This is a genomic window from Paenibacillus sp. 2TAB23, from assembly GCF_052115165.1.
In the GTDB taxonomy this organism is placed as follows: domain Bacteria; phylum Bacillota; class Bacilli; order Paenibacillales; family Paenibacillaceae; genus Pristimantibacillus.
On record NZ_JBFRGD010000011.1, the window covers coordinates 196,812 to 215,754 of the forward strand.

The 18,943-nt window shown below is 47.0% G+C and carries 20 protein-coding genes; 4 read left to right on the forward strand and 16 right to left on the reverse strand.

Annotation, left to right across the window (positions count from 1 at the left end; genetic code table 11):
• Nucleotides 1-43: 43 nt before the first annotated feature.
• From AB4Z29_RS17435 to AB4Z29_RS17445, 3 genes are read right to left on the reverse strand one after another with little or no spacing between them, the layout of a single operon-like run.
• Nucleotides 44-1,165 (reverse strand): Ger(x)C family spore germination protein, encoded by a 1,122-nt coding sequence (locus tag AB4Z29_RS17435; protein ID WP_441944297.1) that lies wholly within the window; start codon nt 1,163-1,165, stop codon nt 44-46.
• The gene (locus AB4Z29_RS17440; RefSeq protein WP_441944298.1) at nt 1,162-2,238 is read right to left on the reverse strand and encodes a GerAB/ArcD/ProY family transporter; all 1,077 of its coding nucleotides are present in this window, start codon (nt 2,236-2,238) and stop codon (nt 1,162-1,164) included. The genes AB4Z29_RS17435 and AB4Z29_RS17440 overlap by 4 nt, the downstream gene beginning before the upstream one ends.
• Before the next feature lie 17 nt (nt 2,239-2,255).
• Nucleotides 2,256-3,713, reverse strand: a complete 1,458-nt coding sequence (locus AB4Z29_RS17445; protein WP_441944299.1) for a spore germination protein — start codon at nt 3,711-3,713, stop codon at nt 2,256-2,258.
• Nucleotides 3,714-3,944: 231 nt separating this feature from the next.
• Between AB4Z29_RS17445 and AB4Z29_RS17450 the strand changes: the two genes are divergently transcribed.
• Nucleotides 3,945-4,334, forward strand: coding sequence for a collagen-like protein (locus AB4Z29_RS17450; protein ID WP_441944300.1), 390 nt, complete (start codon nt 3,945-3,947; stop codon nt 4,332-4,334).
• A 70-nt stretch (nt 4,335-4,404) separates the two neighbouring features.
• On the opposite strand, the gene AB4Z29_RS17455 is transcribed toward AB4Z29_RS17450, so the two are convergent.
• The 11 genes from AB4Z29_RS17455 to AB4Z29_RS17505 all read right to left on the reverse strand — a co-directional run bounded on the left by AB4Z29_RS17455 (nt 4,405) and on the right by AB4Z29_RS17505 (nt 14,851).
• Nucleotides 4,405-6,345 carry an FtsX-like permease family protein gene (locus AB4Z29_RS17455; RefSeq protein ID WP_441944301.1) on the reverse strand — a complete coding sequence of 647 codons (1,941 nt, stop codon included), beginning with the start codon at nt 6,343-6,345 and terminating at the stop codon, nt 4,405-4,407.
• Entirely contained in the window at nt 6,320-7,096 is a 777-nt protein-coding gene (locus AB4Z29_RS17460; RefSeq protein WP_441944302.1) for an ABC transporter ATP-binding protein, read from the reverse strand. The genes AB4Z29_RS17455 and AB4Z29_RS17460 overlap by 26 nt, the downstream gene beginning before the upstream one ends.
• A gap of 121 nt (nt 7,097-7,217) precedes the next feature.
• Complete coding sequence (locus AB4Z29_RS17465) at nt 7,218-8,318, reverse strand: sensor histidine kinase (RefSeq protein ID WP_441944303.1); 1,101 nt, start codon at nt 8,316-8,318, stop codon at nt 7,218-7,220.
• Nucleotides 8,315-9,046 carry a response regulator transcription factor gene (locus AB4Z29_RS17470; protein ID WP_441944304.1) on the reverse strand — a complete coding sequence of 244 codons (732 nt, stop codon included), beginning with the start codon at nt 9,044-9,046 and terminating at the stop codon, nt 8,315-8,317. Before AB4Z29_RS17470 ends, AB4Z29_RS17465 begins: the two co-directional genes overlap by 4 nt.
• A gap of 16 nt (nt 9,047-9,062) precedes the next feature.
• A complete protein-coding gene (locus tag AB4Z29_RS17475) occupies nt 9,063-10,202 on the reverse strand; it encodes a PAS domain-containing sensor histidine kinase (protein ID WP_441944305.1) in 1,140 nt (379 codons plus the stop codon).
• Entirely contained in the window at nt 10,195-10,851 is a 657-nt protein-coding gene (locus AB4Z29_RS17480; RefSeq protein WP_441944306.1) for a response regulator transcription factor, read from the reverse strand. Before AB4Z29_RS17480 ends, AB4Z29_RS17475 begins: the two co-directional genes overlap by 8 nt.
• Before the next feature lie 102 nt (nt 10,852-10,953).
• On the reverse strand, nt 10,954-11,385 hold the full coding sequence (locus tag AB4Z29_RS17485; RefSeq protein WP_441944307.1) for a GAF domain-containing protein: 432 nt from the start codon (nt 11,383-11,385) through the stop codon (nt 10,954-10,956).
• A gap of 436 nt (nt 11,386-11,821) precedes the next feature.
• Entirely contained in the window at nt 11,822-12,127 is a 306-nt protein-coding gene (locus AB4Z29_RS17490; RefSeq protein ID WP_441944308.1) for a hypothetical protein, read from the reverse strand.
• 125 nt (nt 12,128-12,252) lie between these two features.
• Nucleotides 12,253-12,615 carry a HesB/IscA family protein gene (locus AB4Z29_RS17495; protein WP_441944309.1) on the reverse strand — a complete coding sequence of 121 codons (363 nt, stop codon included), beginning with the start codon at nt 12,613-12,615 and terminating at the stop codon, nt 12,253-12,255.
• A 145-nt stretch (nt 12,616-12,760) separates the two neighbouring features.
• Nucleotides 12,761-13,486, reverse strand: coding sequence for a polysaccharide deacetylase family protein (locus AB4Z29_RS17500; protein ID WP_441944310.1), 726 nt, complete (start codon nt 13,484-13,486; stop codon nt 12,761-12,763).
• A 648-nt stretch (nt 13,487-14,134) separates the two neighbouring features.
• Nucleotides 14,135-14,851, reverse strand: coding sequence for a hypothetical protein (locus AB4Z29_RS17505; RefSeq protein WP_441944311.1), 717 nt, complete (start codon nt 14,849-14,851; stop codon nt 14,135-14,137).
• 333 nt (nt 14,852-15,184) lie between these two features.
• Between AB4Z29_RS17505 and mqnE the strand changes: the two genes are divergently transcribed.
• Nucleotides 15,185-16,288 (forward strand): aminofutalosine synthase MqnE, encoded by a 1,104-nt coding sequence (gene mqnE, locus AB4Z29_RS17510; protein ID WP_441944312.1) that lies wholly within the window; start codon nt 15,185-15,187, stop codon nt 16,286-16,288.
• A 62-nt stretch (nt 16,289-16,350) separates the two neighbouring features.
• Nucleotides 16,351-17,418 (forward strand): NAD(P)/FAD-dependent oxidoreductase, encoded by a 1,068-nt coding sequence (locus AB4Z29_RS17515; RefSeq protein ID WP_441944313.1) that lies wholly within the window; start codon nt 16,351-16,353, stop codon nt 17,416-17,418.
• 18 nt (nt 17,419-17,436) lie between these two features.
• Here the strand turns inward: AB4Z29_RS17515 and AB4Z29_RS17520 are convergent, their stop codons facing one another.
• A complete protein-coding gene (locus AB4Z29_RS17520) occupies nt 17,437-17,709 on the reverse strand; it encodes a YuzB family protein (RefSeq protein WP_441944353.1) in 273 nt (90 codons plus the stop codon).
• Nucleotides 17,710-17,795: 86 nt separating this feature from the next.
• Here AB4Z29_RS17520 and AB4Z29_RS17525 point away from each other — a divergent pair, with 86 nt between their 5' ends.
• On the forward strand, nt 17,796-18,041 hold the full coding sequence (locus tag AB4Z29_RS17525) for a NifU family protein (protein ID WP_183559000.1): 246 nt from the start codon (nt 17,796-17,798) through the stop codon (nt 18,039-18,041).
• 113 nt (nt 18,042-18,154) lie between these two features.
• Here AB4Z29_RS17525 and AB4Z29_RS17530 read toward each other — a convergent pair whose 3' ends face one another.
• Complete coding sequence (locus AB4Z29_RS17530; protein WP_441944354.1) at nt 18,155-18,931, reverse strand: SDR family oxidoreductase; 777 nt, start codon at nt 18,929-18,931, stop codon at nt 18,155-18,157.
• Nucleotides 18,932-18,943 lie beyond the last annotated feature (12 nt).

Sequence of the window (18,943 nt, forward strand, 5' to 3'; positions counted from 1 at the left end):
ATAATGTGAACAAGGGATCGCAGACGTTATCTGCGATCCCTTGTTATTTGAATTTGCCAAAGTCCTTAATAACGATTCTAGTCGAGATTCGGATATCTGCATTCGAATACACTTTGTCCCAATCCAACTTTTTCCATTCCTCGTAGCTCATGCTGTTTCTGATGTTCTTCCCGATTCCAAGGCTATCGACATTGTGCTTCTGCATGGTCTCCATGAGCGCTGCTGCTTCCCTCTCAACATATTCAGCCATTAGCTTTTCTATTTTTTTGCGATCCTCATCTTTGCTAATTTCATGAATACCCGAATATTCCAACACAGAACCTTTAACAACGATATTGATTTGAATATTGAATTTCCCCTTTGCACTGCGCTTCACTTTGACATCGCGGTCATTGATGATGGAACTGAAAAGAAGACGCTCTTGCTTCTTGCTCCCGTCGCCAAGCTCCATGCTGACTTCTCCTTTTTTAAAGTTATGTTTCATCATGGAGAAAATAAGCGATTGTTTAGCGTCGATTTTCGTTATATATCGATCCTTTTTGAATAGAGCGACACCATCGAACGAAATGTTTTTCTTACTCTCTCTAATTATCGGAGCGATCGGTTCTATGCCGTCATCGAAGTAGTCTCTAGTGAAGTCATAGATCGTTACCAAAGGGATGTTCATCGAGGTCGATTCTTTTTCCAGCATCCTGTCTATATACTGGCCTGCCCTTGGATGCTGTGGGTAGTCTCGAACGAGTAAATCATGCGCTCTCCCGTTCACGACGACTATTTTCACTCTTTGCGAGATCGCCGGGTCCCGAACGAGTGTATCGATGTGCTGCCAAATTCCCCTTTTGGCCAGACTCAAACCGAACAAAGTACTCCTAAGCTGTCCGCTGACCAAAGAGAGCTCGGTTTGACCCGCAAATAATATTTTAGCTTCCTTGCTCGAATGAGCTATGGTTGTCAACGTTTCCCTTTGCATTCGCTGCTCCGGATCCGCTTTGGGAATATCAACGGTAATCATCAATCGATTATCCTCTTCGTTGTTCTTCGTTTCATTTAAATCATAGCCCGTCGATTGAATAAAGCCTTGCTTTTCCAGTATGCGCTGGTCACCACAGCCTGTAACTAAAACGATCACAAGTAGAAATGCCGCTGCTTTGGGCAATGTCCTCAAGATGGTTTGGCTCCTTTATGAATCACAAGGATAAGAATCAGCAGAAGCGGCAAGCCAATAGCTATTCCTAGCTCTGCATAGCCCAAATATTGCAGCCACTGCCCGACTTCCGAGAGCGTGTCCGGGAACCATGCCACGGCGTATCCAAAGGCTAGAATAATTAAAGCCAACATCTTCTTATTGGCTTTGGGAACGATTCTAGCGAATGTTTCTTGGGCTGACCATGAATACATCACGACAGATACAATCGTAGTAAACAAGAAGAACCCAAACAATAAGTTTTCAATACGCTCGATAAAGGGCAAACGAATGTAAGACAATAAATCCAACAGCGGGTACATCATGTTCCTTAGTTGATCGTAGCTATAAAAACCAAAGCAAATCAAACAAAAAACCAAATAGGAAAGCGTGGTTATCCCATTACCTATATATATGGATTTAATAAATTTCTTATGGTTTTCCGCATAAGGGAAAAGCATGAAGCAAAGCTCATAGCCAATAAAAGCGGTAAAAACCAAAAAACTGCCCGTCAAGAAGTGAGTATCCCCTTTAAACAGAAAAGGAGTCAGCCTCTCCCATTGGAAATCTTTAATGAAAAAAAGCTGGAGAAAAACCATCCAGATGGTAATCCAAAAAAAGCTGGTTGCCGCTTTTGAAATCGTGTAGATGCCTTTTATGACAAGCAGATAGGCAATAATATCAATCAGCAATTTCAGAAGCATCGCATGCGTCGTGTTATAAGATATGATTTGGTAAATATACACATAGTTTTTGATCACCATACAACCCGTCAATGACCATACTCCAATGAGAATGACATAGATTGGAAAGGTAATCACACGGGGAAGTGATCTTTCCATTATTTGAAAGATAGATTTCCCCTTCCCTAACCGATAGACGATCGAAATGATAAAGATATTCAGGTTCACAACCAGCGAGATGAGAAAAACGCCCAGCCAACCGTTATAACCGAAATTTTCAGCGAGCAAGCGGGGAAGACTCATGATGACTACCCCAGTTTGGTTCATATAGATTAATATCATAATATGAAATGGATGCAATTTCTCATTCAATGATCGGACACTTCCCTTTATTGCCTCATTTTATTTTTCACTTTGTTAGTCGATTTTGACTGGCTAGGCCTCTCTTTAAGCATCCAGAATGGCGCTCTGATAAACGTATCCCGCCAATCTTGTAAGTTAATTGGAGCAATCGGTGTTAAATACGAGCTCTTCAGGCTTGTCAATCCCGATAGATGAACGACCATTAGCGCAAGTCCCAGCATCAATCCGAAGTTGCCTAATAAGCCTGCCAAAATAATGAGGCCAAACCTGGCAAGCCGTATGGAAGCGCTCATCATGTAGCTTGGAATGACAAAGGAGGCGATCGCCGAAGACGCGACCGCTATGATTAGGATGTTGCTGGTCAAGCCTGCCTGCACGGCTGCTTGCCCAATGACGATACCGCCAACGATACCGATCGTTTGTCCGATTTTAGTAGGAAGCCTTGCGCCCGCTTCTCTCAGCAGCTCGATTGTAACCTCCAGCAGCAGCGCTTCATAAATAGGCGGAAACGGTACCCTGCTCCGAGACTCTGTTAAGGTAAGCAATAAATCCTCCGGAATCATTTCATAATGAAACGTAGTCACGGAAACGTACAAAGCCGTAAAGGTAATCGTAACGATAAATGCAGCAAACCTCAGCACTCTTGTTGCCGTACCTAATGCCCATCTTTGATAATAGTCGTCCGGCGACGAGAAAAATTCAAAGAAGGAAGCAGGAGCCGAGATCACAGAAGGACTTCCATCGACGATTGCGACGATCCGGCCCGCAACCAGCTTCGATACAGCGGCGTCCGCTCTTTCTGTCGTCGGAAACTGCGGGAATATCGAATTGGGGTCATCATCGATGCACTGGACCAACATATTCGCGTCATGGATGGCGTCCATTTCAATCAGCTCAACCCGCTTAATAAATTCCTGTACATATTCCATATTGGCGAGCCCGTCCATATACAGGATAAATACATTCGTACTCGTTACCTCGCCGACCTCGCATTTAATAACCTTCAACCGCGAGCTTTTGACGCGGCGCCTGATCAACGACAAATTCAAAGAAGCAGTCTCCACGAAGGAGTCATGCGGGCCTGTTATGACGACCTCCGATTCCGATTCTTGAATGGAACGGGATTCCGGTTTATAGAGATGAATCGCATAACATTTATCATGAAAGAAAAGGGCTACAGAGCCGTTTAATATTTCTTTGATAAGAGCATCTGAATCCGCTATTTCGATAAATTGGGACCTCTCGAGCATTTGGGACACTTCCTGCTCTTCTGCCGATCCGAATGGAATAGCAATTTCGCGCGTGAATTCCTCTCTTCCCGTTAAATGGTCAAAGTACACCATTTCCAGCGCAATATTGGGCAGGCTTCGGTAGATGACATCCGCGCAATTCTCAAATTCTTTTAAGGTAAGTGAGATGGAGGGAGGCACTTTTTCCTTTGCTGGTCCATCCTCTTTTGGTATGCTTTGCTCCGTATTCTTCATGCTGCGCCTCACTTAATATTCGACTTCTTATTATTCAATGTGGTCATAATAAACGGTTTTATACTCCTTGCTGAAACTTAGGGATAGACAAGAGAAGATTGGCTGACTAAATAGAGGGTAGGCTGAGGGAAGGATCGACAGGCATTATAGTGGAAACGGTGTTATCGCCCAAACCTTGTTCATTGCTGCTGCATAATATGCTCTAGCCCAACTAATTAGGAGTGATAAAGCATGTCATTTTTGCCTCCTCCCGGACCTCCGGGTCCGCTTGGACCGTTTGGCCAGTTCGGACCTTTCGGTCCGCAGGGACCTCAGGGACCACAAGGACCTGGATCGCAGGGACCTCAGGGACCGCAGGGACAACCGGGCATGATGCCGACCTCCCCGCCCCCTTCGTTTACGCCGCAGCAGCCTTCCGCTTCGCTGTTCGCTGTTGATCCCGGCGCTATATCCGGATGCTTGTTTCGCAACACCTATGTTTGGCTCAGGAATGGCCAAGGCTTTTGGTTTTTCCCTGTATTCGTAGGCCGGAACTCTGTGGCAGGCTTTCGCTGGTTCGGAAGATCCTGGATGTATATGGGAATAGATTTGAGACAGATTACCACTTTCACTTGCCGATAAATACGGCTCAACAATGAAAAAAGGCTTCCTTCTCTATTTTTGAGAAAGAAGCCTTTTGCATATAAAATCATTAAGCACTTGCTCCGCGAAGCATGCTCTTCATATAGCTGCTGCACGCAACGAGGAAATAAATCGTCTGCATCGCAATATAAATGCCAATTACGATAAAGGAATATATCCAATTGGAGGATTGCATCATATTATCGAGCGCCTTCATCGCGAACAACGCGTGGGCTATGCCTACCGCTACGGGAACAAAAAACACGATGCCAACCTGCGTGACGACGATTCTCCGAATCTCTCCCCTCGTCATCCCAATTCGAGTCAACGCCTTAAACTGGGCTTGATCGTCCTGCAGCTCTGTAAACAGCTTGAAATAGATCATGCTGCCGGAAGCGATAAAGAACAGCAAGCTTATGAACATGCCGATGAACAGCGTCAAGGACACCGCTTCATTGATATCCTTCAATCGGTCAGCGCGCTGAAAATCCGTCTGGCCTTGAAACGCTTCGGGAACCAGCATGCTTAGCTTTGCTGCCGTTTCTGATGAATTCTCCCAATTTCGCAGCTCGTAGCCGTACATCGTAAATAATTGATCTTCCGGTACGCTTGAGCGCAGCTCCATGTAAGAGAAATCATCCATTACGAACGTATAATAATTGCTGTTAAGCCAGTTCATGACATTCGCTTCCAGCACGCCGCCAACCTGGATCTCCATTTGATTGCCGTTAATAATCCCACTAACTACGCCACTCTTTTTCTCCTTTCCGATAAACTGCGTAACAAGCGTCGCCTTCCCGCTCTCGGGATGAAGACTAGGCTGATCGTTGAATGCAGCAAGTCGGTTGTAGTCTGTGGCTGATATGATTAATGCATCGTCTTGCGCCTCCCAAGGCTTTTGATTGCCCCATTGCATCATATACTTATGAATGAGTACGCCTGCTGCTATCGATTCTTGCGTAATCGTGTAACCGTCCTCGGCCACAATGCGTTTCAGCTCAGCCGGATCGATCACATCATGGGTATGAAGCCCTTTTTCGCTAAAGGCTAGCGTGTATGGAGAACCGTAAAGCAAATTTTGTTTCGAGCCGACCTGCAAAATATACACGGTACCCAGCGCCGTCATAATGACCGCGCTCAGAATTGAAACGATAAACAAAATACGCGCATTGTCTCTAATTTTATAACCGAGCTGCGCGAAAACGATCATATTTGTGCGCTTATAGTACAAAGCGGATCGCTTCTGGATGAAACGCAGCAATAAAATGCTGAGCTGGGTAAATAGGAAATACGTTCCGATGATTACGGTAACAAGTATAGGCAACGCCAATACAAGAAACGTTCCGCTATCCATAATGAATGCCATTCCGTAAGCCGCTAGAAGACAGAAAACAGCGACGGCAACCAACCAGCGTGAAAACACGAGCTCTCCCTTCGGCTTTCGCGCGGCTTTCAGAAGATCTACAATTTCTGTGCGGCCGATACGCAGCGCCGTCCCTACGGAAATGACCATAAATAGGACGAAAAAACCGCCTGCCGTCAGTCCGATGGCTTTAAACGGCGCAGCGAACGGTATGGATTCTTCTACTTTCAGGAGTACTGTCAAGGCCATAAAAAACAGCTTGCTGAACAGCATGCCGAGCCCAATTCCAACAACGATCGCTATGATTGCAATCGCGGCATTCTCATAAATAACAAGCTTGCGCAATTGAGCCTTTGTCATGCCGAATAAGGAGAACAAGCCGAATTCCTGCTGCCTCGTTTTCAAAAAAGCCGAATTCGAATACAGCACGAATAGGAATGAAAAGATAACGATAATGTATTCGCAGAATACCATCCCCATACGAATCTTCGAAGCCGCCATAATATGGCCGCTTTCAACGCCTGGATGATAGAGAAACGCCGCATAAATATAGAAGATCATAACGGAGAACACGCTGCTCAGAAAAAATGCGCTGTATGACCGCCAGTTCCCCCGGATATTGCTAAGCGCGAGCGAACGGAACGTCATCGAAATTACCTCCCAGCACGCTGAGCGCATCTAAAATTTGTTGAAAAAAAGCCTGCCGGTTTGAGCCGCGGCGAATTTCCGAGAAAAATTTGCCGTCCTTAATAAACACGATCCGCTGGCAATAGCTCGCGGAGAATGGGTCATGCGTTACCATAAGCACCGTAGCCTTAAAGCGCTCATTCAAGTCCTTAAGCGAATCCATGACATCCTTGGCGGACTTGGAATCCAAATTTCCAGTAAGCTCATCCGCAAGCACGAGCGAAGGCTGATGGATGATGGCCCGCGCAATCGCTGCTCGCTGCTTCTGGCCCCCTGATACTTCATAGGTTCGTTTGCCCAAAATCGGTTGTATTTGCAGCAGCTCGGCGAGCGTATTCAGTTTTTGTTCAATTTGCTTTGGCGCTATCCCATCAAGCACGAGCGGCAGAATAATATTTTCTTTGATCGATAACGTGTCCAAGAGATTGAAATCCTGAAATACGAAGCCAAGCTCGCGACGACGGAACAAGGCTAGCTTCTGGTCACTCAATTTGCTTGGATTAATACCGTTTATTTCAAGCGCGCCTGAGGTAGGACGGTCGATCGTAGACAGCAGGTTAAGCAGCGTCGTCTTCCCGCTCCCTGACGGGCCCATTACCCCTACGAATTCTCCTGCCTCCACCTGCAGCTCAATATCCTCAAGCGCTTTATACGCTACATTGCCTTTGCTGCTGTATATTTTGCCTAACCCTTGTGCTTTAAGTACACTCATTGCTTTCTTCCTCCCCGAATCTATCCAAGTCCATTCCTTCAATATCCTTAGTATAGACGGGAGGGAAGCTTTGACCCATCGATTTCCCTTTCAATCGCGCGCTTGGAACCTTACAAAGTTGTCACGTATCCAGCTTGCCGTCACTTGAGCTTTTCAATATATGGATGCCTCGCGGCTTGAATGTCACCGTCATCGTCGTACTCTCGCCTATCACCGAGGATGCACTCATCTCATGACCCAGCCGCGTACAAACCTGCTTGGCCAAATATAGTCCCATCCCTGTCGATTCTCCCGTCGTTCGTCCGTTCTCGCCCGTGAAAAACGGATCAAATATTCGCGGCAGCTCATGAGAGGCGATACCGATTCCATCATCTGTCACCTTCAGGCTCCCGCCGCCATTGGTGAAATCCTCCAGAGTGAAAACGAGCTTCTTGGGGCCAGGCTTGCTTTTGCTGTATTTAATGGCATTGCTAACGAACTGGTTCAAAACGAACGTCATCCACTTCTCATCGGTCTCCACCCAAGCCTCGCCTTCTATACGCGGAAAAATAGAATGACGGATGCACAGCTTCTTATGCGCGTTTACGACCTGCCTTGCCAGCTCATGAAGAGGAGTGCGCTCCACATGCAGATCGATTTCGAACTTTTCGAGTCTTGCCGTATAAAGCATCATCTCAAGACCGCGCGACATCCGGTCCGTCTCCTCCTGCAAGCTAAGGGCAAGCGAGCGCTGCTCCTCCTGTGTAGACGCCGTTTTTTGCAGCGCTTCCTGCGCCAGCAAATCAACGACAGAAACAGGTGTCTTCATATGATGCACCCATTGGAGAACAAAGTGGTTGTGAAGCTCCTGCTGCCGGCGATACTTGCCCAGCTCGTTCAAGTAAGCTCGGTTCTGCTCTTCGAGCATTTTGGAGACAAGCTTCTGCTCCYGTGTCACGGTTGATTGGATGATCCTCGTAGCCTGCAGCTCATCCGATCGAGATATAGCTTCAATTAATTGCTTGAAATAAGCACGCTGGCGAGCATAGTCGACCGCGAGCCACGTGCCAAGAAAGAATAAGCCCAGCACAATGAAATAATACACCACTCCAAGCTCTACGAGACCGGGATAGCGCTCCCGCTCAAGCAGCAGCATGCTGACAGACAACAATAGCAGCAATAATGCCATAAATATAAACAGCAGACGATCACGCAAAAACAACGCCAGCGACAGCCCTCTCATCGCGGCGTTTCCTCTGCCATGTTCAATTTGTAGCCTTGTCCTCGCACCGTCTCTATCGCTTTAGGAAGACCAAGCTCCTCCAGCTTCTTGCGGAGCCTAGTCACATTGACCGTTAACGTATTGTCATCAACAAATTGCACGTCATCCCATAACGCCTCAAGCAATTGCTCGCGTGATACGACAATGCCTGGCTGCTTCATGAAGCATTCAGCCAGCAGCTGCTCATTTTTCGTAAGCTCTACACGCTGCCCTTTCCACGCAAGCTCATTCCGGGCCAAATAAAGACGAAGGCCTCCTGCTGCTAGCTCCCCAAGCGACTGGCCTTCTAATCCGCTCGAAGCCGCTGAGCTTGGCGCCGCATATTCCCCGTATGAGCGCCTAAATACGCTTTTCACCTTCGCCATCAACAAATCCAAATGAATAGGCTTCGTAATATAGTCATCGCCACCGTTTTCAATCGCCATGACCTGATCCATTTCCCCCGCGCGTGCGGATATGAAAATAATTGGAATGCTTGAACGCATCCGGATTTGCCTGCACCAATAGTAGCCGTCAAAGAAAGGCAAATTAATATCCAGCAGCACTAATTGCGGGTTAGCAGCTATAAATTCCGGCATAATATCGCGAAACTGCGTAACGACCGAAGCCTCGAACTCATACTTGTCCATATTATTTTTCAGGATGGACGCAATCTTATCATCGTCCTCCACAATCAGAATACGGTACATGTCCTTTCATTCCTCCTTATGTTGCGCCTTGCGAGTGAACCTTGCTCGCTTCTTTAGGAACAACAAGCTGCACCGTCGTTCCTTTGCCCAGCTGTGACGTTATATCCAGCTGGCCGCCAATACTCCGGGCACGTTCCTCCATGCTGAATAAGCCTACGCCTCGCTGCGCTTCCGAGGCAATAAACCCATGTCCGCCATCCACTATGCGGATTACCACCTTCGTTGGCAGCTCCTCGATCACGACCTCTGCCTCCGCAACATCCGCATATTTGGCAATATTCGTTAGCGCCTCTTGAATAACGCGGTAAATCGCCGTTTCCTTCATAATGCCCAGCCGGCACTTCAGATTGCAATGCAGCAGGATGCGAATGCCGAAATGCTGCGAATAATTATCGGTATACGTTCTTATAGCGGGTACCACTCCCAGGTCATCAAGGACGGAAGGACGAAGCTCCCACGCTAAGCCGCGAATATCCTCCATCATACCGGATACATCGCTGCGTAGTACCTGCAGCTCGTATAGTCCGTTATGATCGCTTATTAAACGGTCCAGCCGAATAAGCAGCGAAAATAAGCCTTGACCGATCCCATCATGCAGCTCCCTTGAAATTCGTTTGCGCTCATCCTCTTGTATCTCGATGACCTTAACCATCATCTCCTTCAGCTCCTGCTCGGCCCGCTTTCTTTGCGTCACCTCGCTGCGGATCGCTAAATACTGATAAGGCTTCCCTTCCTCATCAAGAAATGGCACAATGGTCGTGTTCACCCAATAAAAGCTTCCGTCCTTCGCGCGATTTTTGACTTCTCCGCGCCATACCTCGCCAGCGGATATCACTTCCCACAGCTCGCGGAAGAACTCGCGCCCATGATACCCGGAATTAATGATGCGGTGATCCTTTCCTAGCAGCTCGTCACGGCTATATTGGGAAATTTCGCAAAATTTATCGTTGACGTATTCAATCTTTCCCTTATGGTCCGTAACCGCGACAATGGAGGATTCATCGAGTGCAAACTTTACGTCGGCCAGCTGTTTCAGTGACTGATTCACTTGTGCAAGCATCGATTTATCGTCGATTTCGTTCTCAAGGACAGACAGCAGATAATTGACATCCGAGCCAATAATTTGGGCGTAGTGCTTGTCGCTGTGCTTATTCAAAATTCAGCAGTCCTTTCTTGAGCGCGAATTTGATCAGTTCCGGCCGCGTTCTAAGCCCTAGCTTATCCATGACATGGCTTTTATGCGTTTCCACCGTTTTGACGCTAATAATCAAGCTTTCGGCTATTTCTTTGTTTGAGTAGCCCTTGGCTATCCAGCCAAGAATCTCCTTCTCCCGCTCCGATAATGTGTCATAGGGTCCTTGATCCGCGCCGCCTTGGTTCAGCTTCACCAAATATTCGCTCATTAGCCGTTTCGTAGCGGTTGGATATAAGTAGGCATTTCCTTGAGCTACCGATTGAATAGCGGACAACAGCTCATCATGCGGCGCGTTTTTCAGAATATAACCAGAGGCTCCGATATGAATCGCTCTGAACAGATATTCGTCATCGTCATGCATCGTTAGAATAAGAACCGCCGTTTCCGGCAGCAGCTGCTTCAATTCCGTAGTCGCAGTCATGCCATCCTTGCCGTGCGGCATGCTAAGATCCATCAACACCACATCCGGCAGCAATTGCTTCGCAAGTGCTATCGCTTCATCGCCTTCCGATGCTTCCCCTACAACATCAATGCCGTGCTTGCCGTGCAGCAGCATCGCCAAGCCGGATCTAACCATCGCATGATCATCACAAATCAGCAGCTTAATCATTATGTATTCTCCTCGCCTAATGGCCTATTCCACGCCTGTTCTTTTATCGCTATTATACCTTACATTGCCATATGAAGCGCCTATAACAAACAAAAGGCGTCCTTATTCCAGCAAGGACGCCAGTTCTATAGCGGCATGAGTGGCCTGTTTGAGCTCATCTGCAAGGTAGCTGCTATCTGAGCGCCTGCCTATTAGCACAACGCCGCTTATCTTATTATTTATCGCAATTGGAACGCTGACGGCAATTCTAAGCTGCTCCGTCAACAATATCGGCTCGCCAAGCTTGAATCGCTCCCGATCCGACATTGCCGCATTCGCCGCTGCCTGTCTGCCTGAGCGGATTGCTTTGCCTGACAGCCCTGCTGTGGCCTTCTGCTCAACGAGGTTCGTTCGTTCGCTTGTCCGGCCCGCCGAACGTGACCAACGCAGCCTGCGTCCGCTCGGATCCATCATGCCAAGTATAGCGAAATCACTGTTTGTATCTAATTGAAGCCGATCGATGCAGGCAGCGATAGCCGATTCAACCGTGTTCATTGGCACGCCTCCTTAAGGAATGTCGGACTATCCTATCGCTTCATTATAAATCGGTACCTAAGCTTTGTATGTCAGGGAATTCCCTGAATTATTGCAAGGGAAGCATAGAAAAAAGGAGCCCTTTGACAGGCTCCTTCTCCGACGGTGTTTGATCGTATGAGTCTCTTCGCATCTAACACTTCACAATATTAAGAATACTTGGGCACCGCTTTTTCACAATCCTGTTTTAAGGGATTGCTTATGGCGTGTGTGTTCAGATTGTCTCTGCGACACAATCCCCTCGCTTTCAAAAAAGCTTAGTGATTAAATAAGTTCCTCCTGCAGTCCTAGCACCAAAAGGTCCAACGGAACCACACCTCTCTTCACACCGTCAACACTATCTTGTCCGTTTTTTAATTCCTTTATTCAAATGCCGCACAATTTTTTTTCAAATGGCTTACGAATGAAACATATAGGTCATTTCCGTTGCGAAAAATACGATAACGAACCCGATGACTAACAGCATTTTGACTGTCGTTGCTTTATTCCGCTTCGGTATTGCACTGTTCTCGGCCTTGCTTGTCCATGTTCGTTTCTCCTTGCCGGCTGCGCTTGCCGTATGACCGCAAGGGCAGATTAAGGGAGAATGAAAGGTATAGCCTTGCATCGTTAGGTTATAGCTTCCTTTGGGAATCGTATGCTTTCTGCCGCACGACGAGCAACCGACTTCGATAAAATGTCTATAATCATGAATAAATTTCATACGCTGATATCCCCCAAGATGATTGATCGATAGACGTAAAGCTAAGAAACGAACAAAAAAATCTTCCGGGAAGCCCATCGATTCGATGAGCTTTCCGGAAGATACAATTCATAATGGCTGACCGATTAACACTCGCCAGCAGCAGCTGGCTTGCCTGCATCGCTTGCTGTGCGGAATGAAGATCCACAGCCGCATGTAGCGCTGGCATTCGGATTCTCGATGGTGAAGCCTCCACCCATTGCCGATTCCTTGAAATCGATAACTAGGCCGTTCAAATATTTGATGCTGTCCTCATCAACAACAACCTTTAATCCTTCCATGTCGAGCGCTTTGTCGCCTGCATGCTCCTCGTCGTCAAAGCCCATGCCGTAGGAAAAGCCGCTGCAGCCGCCTTCCTTAACTCCGATACGCAGGAATAGCTCAGGTCCGCCTTCTTCCGCGAGCATTTCTTTTATTTTGTCAGATGCTGTGTCACTGATCGTGATCATGCTACATCCCTCCGTTATCCATCTAGTTCATCTCTTATGCAACTCACTTACTTATTTACAGTATAACGGAATGTTTATACGGTATCAATCGGCAAGTTGCCAAGCAGCGCTCATTTTTATTGAGAATGGAACCATTATGAGGATGTTATTCAAATATAACGAACTTTAATTTTTTATTTTTAAGATATTTTATGATGGCAGGCAAAGCCTTTACGGTCTTTTCTTTTTCATGCAGCACGTAAATGCCGCCAGAAGGATCTACTTTTTGAAAATAGTTCATAATCGCAGCAGAGCTGTCTGCTTTCCAATCCTCGGGATCGCGGTTCCACATTAATACCTTCATTTTATTTTTTGATAAATCTTCAATAAGCGTATCGGAGATCGAGCCGTAAGGAGGACGGAATACGGTATTCGTTTGTTTCGTGAGCTCTTCAATTGCTTTTGCAGCCATACCCACGTTTTCTAATTTCTCAGCTCGTTTAAGATGCTCCAAATCGGCGTGATCCCAGGAGTGATTGCCCACCGACATCATCTGCTCGCTTGCATAAGCTACCGCTTCAGGAAATTTCCGCGTGTTCTTCCCAATAAACAAAAACGTCGCAGCCACTTCCTGCTCTTTAAGAATGTCAACGATCTCTTCCGTATAAGCCGATGGGCCGTCATCGAATGTCAGGGCTACATATCCCTTAGGCAAGGCATATATGGCTTTATCGCCTTCAAGGACATACCTTTCATATAACTTACCGTCAACTTTTAGCTCTGCTTCTTTTACTTCTTCGTCTTTTAGCTTTTCATCATTTAGATCTTCTTCTTTTACCTCTTCTTGCGCTGTAGAAAGCGAAACAGGTTGGGGTTTCTCCTCTTGATTCACCGAATATACAACCGTATTTGCTTGTAACCTGTCTCGGTTATCAATCTGGGAAGGCTGATCATAAAGCGAGCTGGCCGCATTCACGCTCAGTGTAAGCGAATCGTCCTCTTCATTGAACAGTCTGTCGCTCGTGCTGATTACCGCAATCATGATGAACAGGCTAAATGCGGCCAAACGAAAGAAAACCTGTCTCTTATGTTGGCTTGTTCTGAGCTTGGTTATACGGACTGGGTTAGGCGTAACAAAAGCTAACTTTTCCGTCTCGATGGCTGGACTGTTGCTTCCTTGCTTAAGCAACTGCAGCTTCGCTAAATATTCGGTACTACAGGCAAAATACAAGGTTGAGCGCAAGTCGCCTTCTTTATAGGTTATGTGGCTGTAATGGAGCTTACGGTACGGGTCCCACTTTGAATATAGTGACAGCCGAGACCTGCCTCTACCCTGCGGCAATATAGAAAGAACTTGATTATATGTATACTCGTCTAATTCAACAATGCAATCTGCACAGGCAGATTCACGAGATATGCGAACCGCCATCTGATAGCCGTTTGCACTTTGTTGAAGCGACAGTAGCTCAATCATTTGGACTGGGTCGCTTTCCATAGTTGTCTTCAAATCTCCTTTAGCGGCAGCAGGCGGAACAGCAGCTCAATGCTCATCCGAACCGTCTATCCGTTTTGATTGATTTTGGCCTAGAGGCAATGACATTCGGCTGGTGAAATCGCTGATCATGTTTGCCAAATATGCTTTTTCTTGGCGCATCGTTTCATATTTTTGCTTCAGATGCGTGTTTTCCACTTCCAGCCTGCCGATTTTTTCTTCCAGGTCATTGATTTTCAAATTTTTATCAGCATTAGCTTCATTATGTTTTTGCAGTAAACTACTGTATTTCTGCCGTTCCAGTTCGATAACGTTTTTGAGTTCATCAGTTTCACTGGACATCTCGGCCTGGAGCTCCCGAAAGTCCTCCATCACTTGATCGACCTTCAAATTTTTCTCCACAAGCTTGTTCTCAAGCTCAAGAATATTTTTTTCACGCTCTTCGATTACTTTGTTTAAATTTCTCGTATCCCGGTTTAGTCGCTCTACGTGACTATTGGAGTGATTAAGCCGATCTTGAAGCTCATTGATGTTCAGCTCGGTATGCTGCCTCGATTGAATAATCTGTTCCACCGCAAATACGAGATCAAGCGATTTCTTGTCCATATTTGCTTTGCTTGCCGAACTCATAATGGAAGCGAACTCTTCCTTAATAACCGCTTGCTCCAGATCCATGTCTAGATCCTTAACTTCTACAGCTGACCCGGAACCTTGCTCCCGGTGTTTTTCTGCTGGGTCTTTCTTCTTAAAGAAAGGAGTAGCCAATTCCAACACCTCTTCCATATATATGTCAAATTTTGTCGAACACTGTTAAATCTATTATAGAATAATTGCCATTTGCATAATCGAGACTTTGTATCTATATTTGCTAATAAATCATAAGTCCTAATTTTAATTAAAAAACAATAAAACTAGTACCAAATATCCATAAATTATTGAGGAATGGTTAAATTTCAATTCATTTGATGGATTACCTTTAAATTTGTACTTCGTGGATATTGCCCCTGCTACGTAGGAGGTTTATAATAGTTACAGCTTCTTTAATCGGAATAGAAAGTTCTTTTTTTCACAATCTTAAGAAATTGAGGTGGCTACACCATGAACGTCGTTATACCTACAGAAGATTCAAAAATGCAGCACATCATTGAAAAAGTGCGTCATGGACAGCGTTTATCATTAGAGGATGGCGTTTACTTATATGAATCCGATGATTTGCTCACAATAGGGCAGCTTGCCAATGAGGTTGCAATTCGCAAAAACGGCAAAAAGGTTTATTTTATTGAAAATATGAGTCTTTACTTTACGAATGTGTGCGAGGCGCACTGCGCATTCTGCAACTTCCGCAAAGACGAAGGCGACGAGGGCGCGTATACGCTGAGCGGCCCAGAGATGATTGAATACGTTGAAAAGCATTTCCACCCAGGTGTCCGTGAATTTCATATCGTAGGCGGACACAACACGAACGTGCCGTTCCAATATTATGTTGATTCTCTTAAAGCATTGAAGGAGCGTTTCCCAGAAGTAACGTTAAAAGCTTACACTGCAGCGGAAATCGACTTTTTCTCCCGTATCAGCGGCCTTTCGTACAAAGAAGTGCTGCAGGAGCTTATGAAAGCTGGCCTTCAATCCCTTACTGGCGGCGGTGCTGAGATTTTATCCGATCATTATCGTAAAAAAATGCGCGTCGACAAGGCGGATGTTACTCAGTACTTAGAAGTACATCGCACTGCCCATCAGCTCGGCTTGCGCACACACACGACGATGCTCTACGGCTCCATTGAAACCAAAGAAGACCGGATTCGTCATTTGATGCATATCCGCGAGCTTCAAGACGAAACGAATGGCTTCCTTGTCTTCATACCGCTCTCCATGCAGCCAATTAACCCGCGTGCCGGCATTCGCCGCCGCAACTCTGCATTCGAGGATTTAAAAACGATTGCGATCAGCCGTTTGATGCTTGATAACTTCCAGCATATTAAGGCGTATTTCATCAATATTGGCGTACAACTGACCCAAGTTGCTTTAACAATGGGCGCATCGGATGCTCATGGAACAATCGTCAAGGAGAAAATCAGCCACGCAGCTGGCGCACTGACTCCAGAAGGCATTACGCGCGAGGATTTGATCTGGCTAATTAAAGGCGCTGGCCGTATCCCGGTCGAACGCGACACGTTCTACAACGAAATTAAAATTTACGAATGAGTAATCGGCAACGCGAAAGCACAAAATAGACTATCATCAAGAGGCGTGGAGTTGGAAATGAAATGAGAAAACTAATTATTTTGGGAGGCGGCTACGGTGGTCTCGCGATCGCTAACGAGCTGCTGGAGAAACAGCTTCCCCTGGACGTATCAATTGTACTCATCGATCGGATGCCGTTTCAAGGCTTGAAAACCGAATATTACGCGCTTGCCGCAGGAACGGTATCGGATCTCGAGCTGCGCGTGAAATTCCCGGTTGATCCAAGAGTTTCGCTGACATACGGCGAGGTGACCGATGTGGATATGGAGCAAAAGCTCGTCCACATCGAGGGCCAGGAATCACTCGTATTTGAGTGGCTTGTAATCGGTCTCGGCTGCACCGATAAGTATCACGGGATTGAGGGAGCTGAGCTGTTCTCGACAAGCATCCAGACGTTCTCGGCTGCAAGACAAACCTACGCTCAGCTGAATGATGTGAAGCCTTATGGGCAAGTCTCTATAGTAGGCGGGGGACTCAGCGGTGTCGAAGTGGCAGCTGAGCTGCGCGAAAGCCGGCCTGATCTCAATATTCGGATTCTGGACCGGGGACCTAGCGTGCTGTCTGCATTCCCAAGCAAGCTGCAATCTTTTGTTGCGGAGTGGTTTCAGGAGCATAACGTGGAGATGCGCGGACATGTCGGCCTGACGCGGGTGGAAGGCGGCATTCTACATGACGGTAATTCAACAACTCCGATCTATACCGATGTTACGGTATGGACAGCTGGCATCCAGCCCGTACCCCTCGTGCAGCGGATGAATTTGCCGAAGGACAATCAGGGAAGACTCATCATCAATGAATATCATCAGCTGCCTGATTACAATGATGTATTCATCGTTGGCGACTGCGCTGCCCTCCCGCTTTCGCCTAGCGGCCAAGCAGCTGGCGCCCAAGGCAAGCAGATCGCTGAGGTGCTGCAAGCCATCTGGCATGATAAGACGCCTCGTCTTGGCAAGCTGAAGCTCAAAGGCGTTCTTGGTTCGCTAGGCAAAAAAAGCGGCTTCGGTCTGATGGGTGGAACAGCCATCATGGGCCGAGTGCCGCGTCTAGTCAAAAGCGGTGTATTGTGGCGCTCCAAGCGCCACCTTGGTTAGTACGGGGAGCATGAAGCGTTACAGATCATCCAGCAGCTTGTCCAGTGCATCCTTATCGGCCTGCTGCTGATCGATCGCCTTCAATATCTGCTCATAAAGATCATCAACCGACTCGGCAGATACAATTGCGCCATCTACTAATGCGAATGGGTTCAAATAGCATTCGCCGCAATTGCCGAGACAGCCGTATTCCGTAACCTCGAATTCATCATTATCTTCAAATATTTTCATTATACGGTCTGTGCCATGATGCATATTACTGGCACAAAACTCGATCATTGGCTTAAACATCATGCTTCACCTAACTTTACTTAGTTACTATCCATTTTCAATTGCTTCACTTTGTACTATAATAGGGGAGAAAGGAGATGATTGCAATGAGTGAACAAGTACAAGATACGATGTATGACGAAGTGCTCGACGTACTCGATAAGCTTCGTCCGTTTTTGCAGCGCGATGGCGGCGACGTAGAACTCGTCGATGTCGAAGGCGGCATCATCAAGCTTCGCCTTATGGGAGCATGCGGCAGTTGCCCAAGCTCGACGATCACGCTTAAAGCGGGTATCGAACGCGCCCTTCTTGAAGAAGTTGATGGTGTCATCGAAGTCGTTCAAGTATTCTAAAATATAAGAACGCATCTATACCGCCTCTGCATGGCAAATGCTGAAGAGTCTTATCGGCGGGAAGGAGCTTTGCTCCTTTCCTTACCGGTAAGACTCTTTTTTTGCACGTATGATTAGAACATGCCTTTAATATTGGCAACGATCGGATCAAAGCCTCCGGTAACATCAATGACATTTCCCGTTAGGAAATTAGACTGTCTATCGCATAGAAACAGCACGACGCGCGCAACATCCTCGCCGGCGCCAGGCCTTCCAATCGGCGATTCATTGTCGTACTCTTCTTCCACCTCGGCAATCGATCTTTCCTTGTTAACGCCCCGTATATCACCAGGTCCGATTAAATTAACGGTGATGCCGTGCGGGGCTTCTTCTACCGCCAACGATTTCGTAAACGACACAAGTCCTGTTTTCGCAGCGGCATACACGGCACGATGCGGCCAAGCTCTAGCCTCTCCAGCATGTCCGAAGCCAAAATGGATGACTCTCCCCCATTTCCGTTCACGCATGCCCGGCAGCAGTCGATGATCGAGCAGCATCACACCTAACAGATTGCCATGGAGCAGCCTAACAATCGTTGCCTCATCGTATTCGCTGAAGAGCCGCCGCTTGCGAACGAAAGGCCCAGCGTTATTGACAAGAATGTCTACACCGCCAGCCCAGCGCTCAGCAGCTTCAGCCAGCTTCTCTGTCCCTTCAATGGTCGCGACGTCCGCCTGTACCGTAATCGCTTTGACGCCAAGCTGCTCGATCTGCGCTTTTACCTGCTGAGCTTCGAGTTCGCTCTCGTAGTAGTTAATGACAACATTACAGCCTTGCTCAGCCAGCTGGATCGCCGTTCGCTTGCCGAGTCCTTTCGCGCTCCCTGTGACTAATGCTGTTTTGCCTTCCAGTCCCACGAGTTT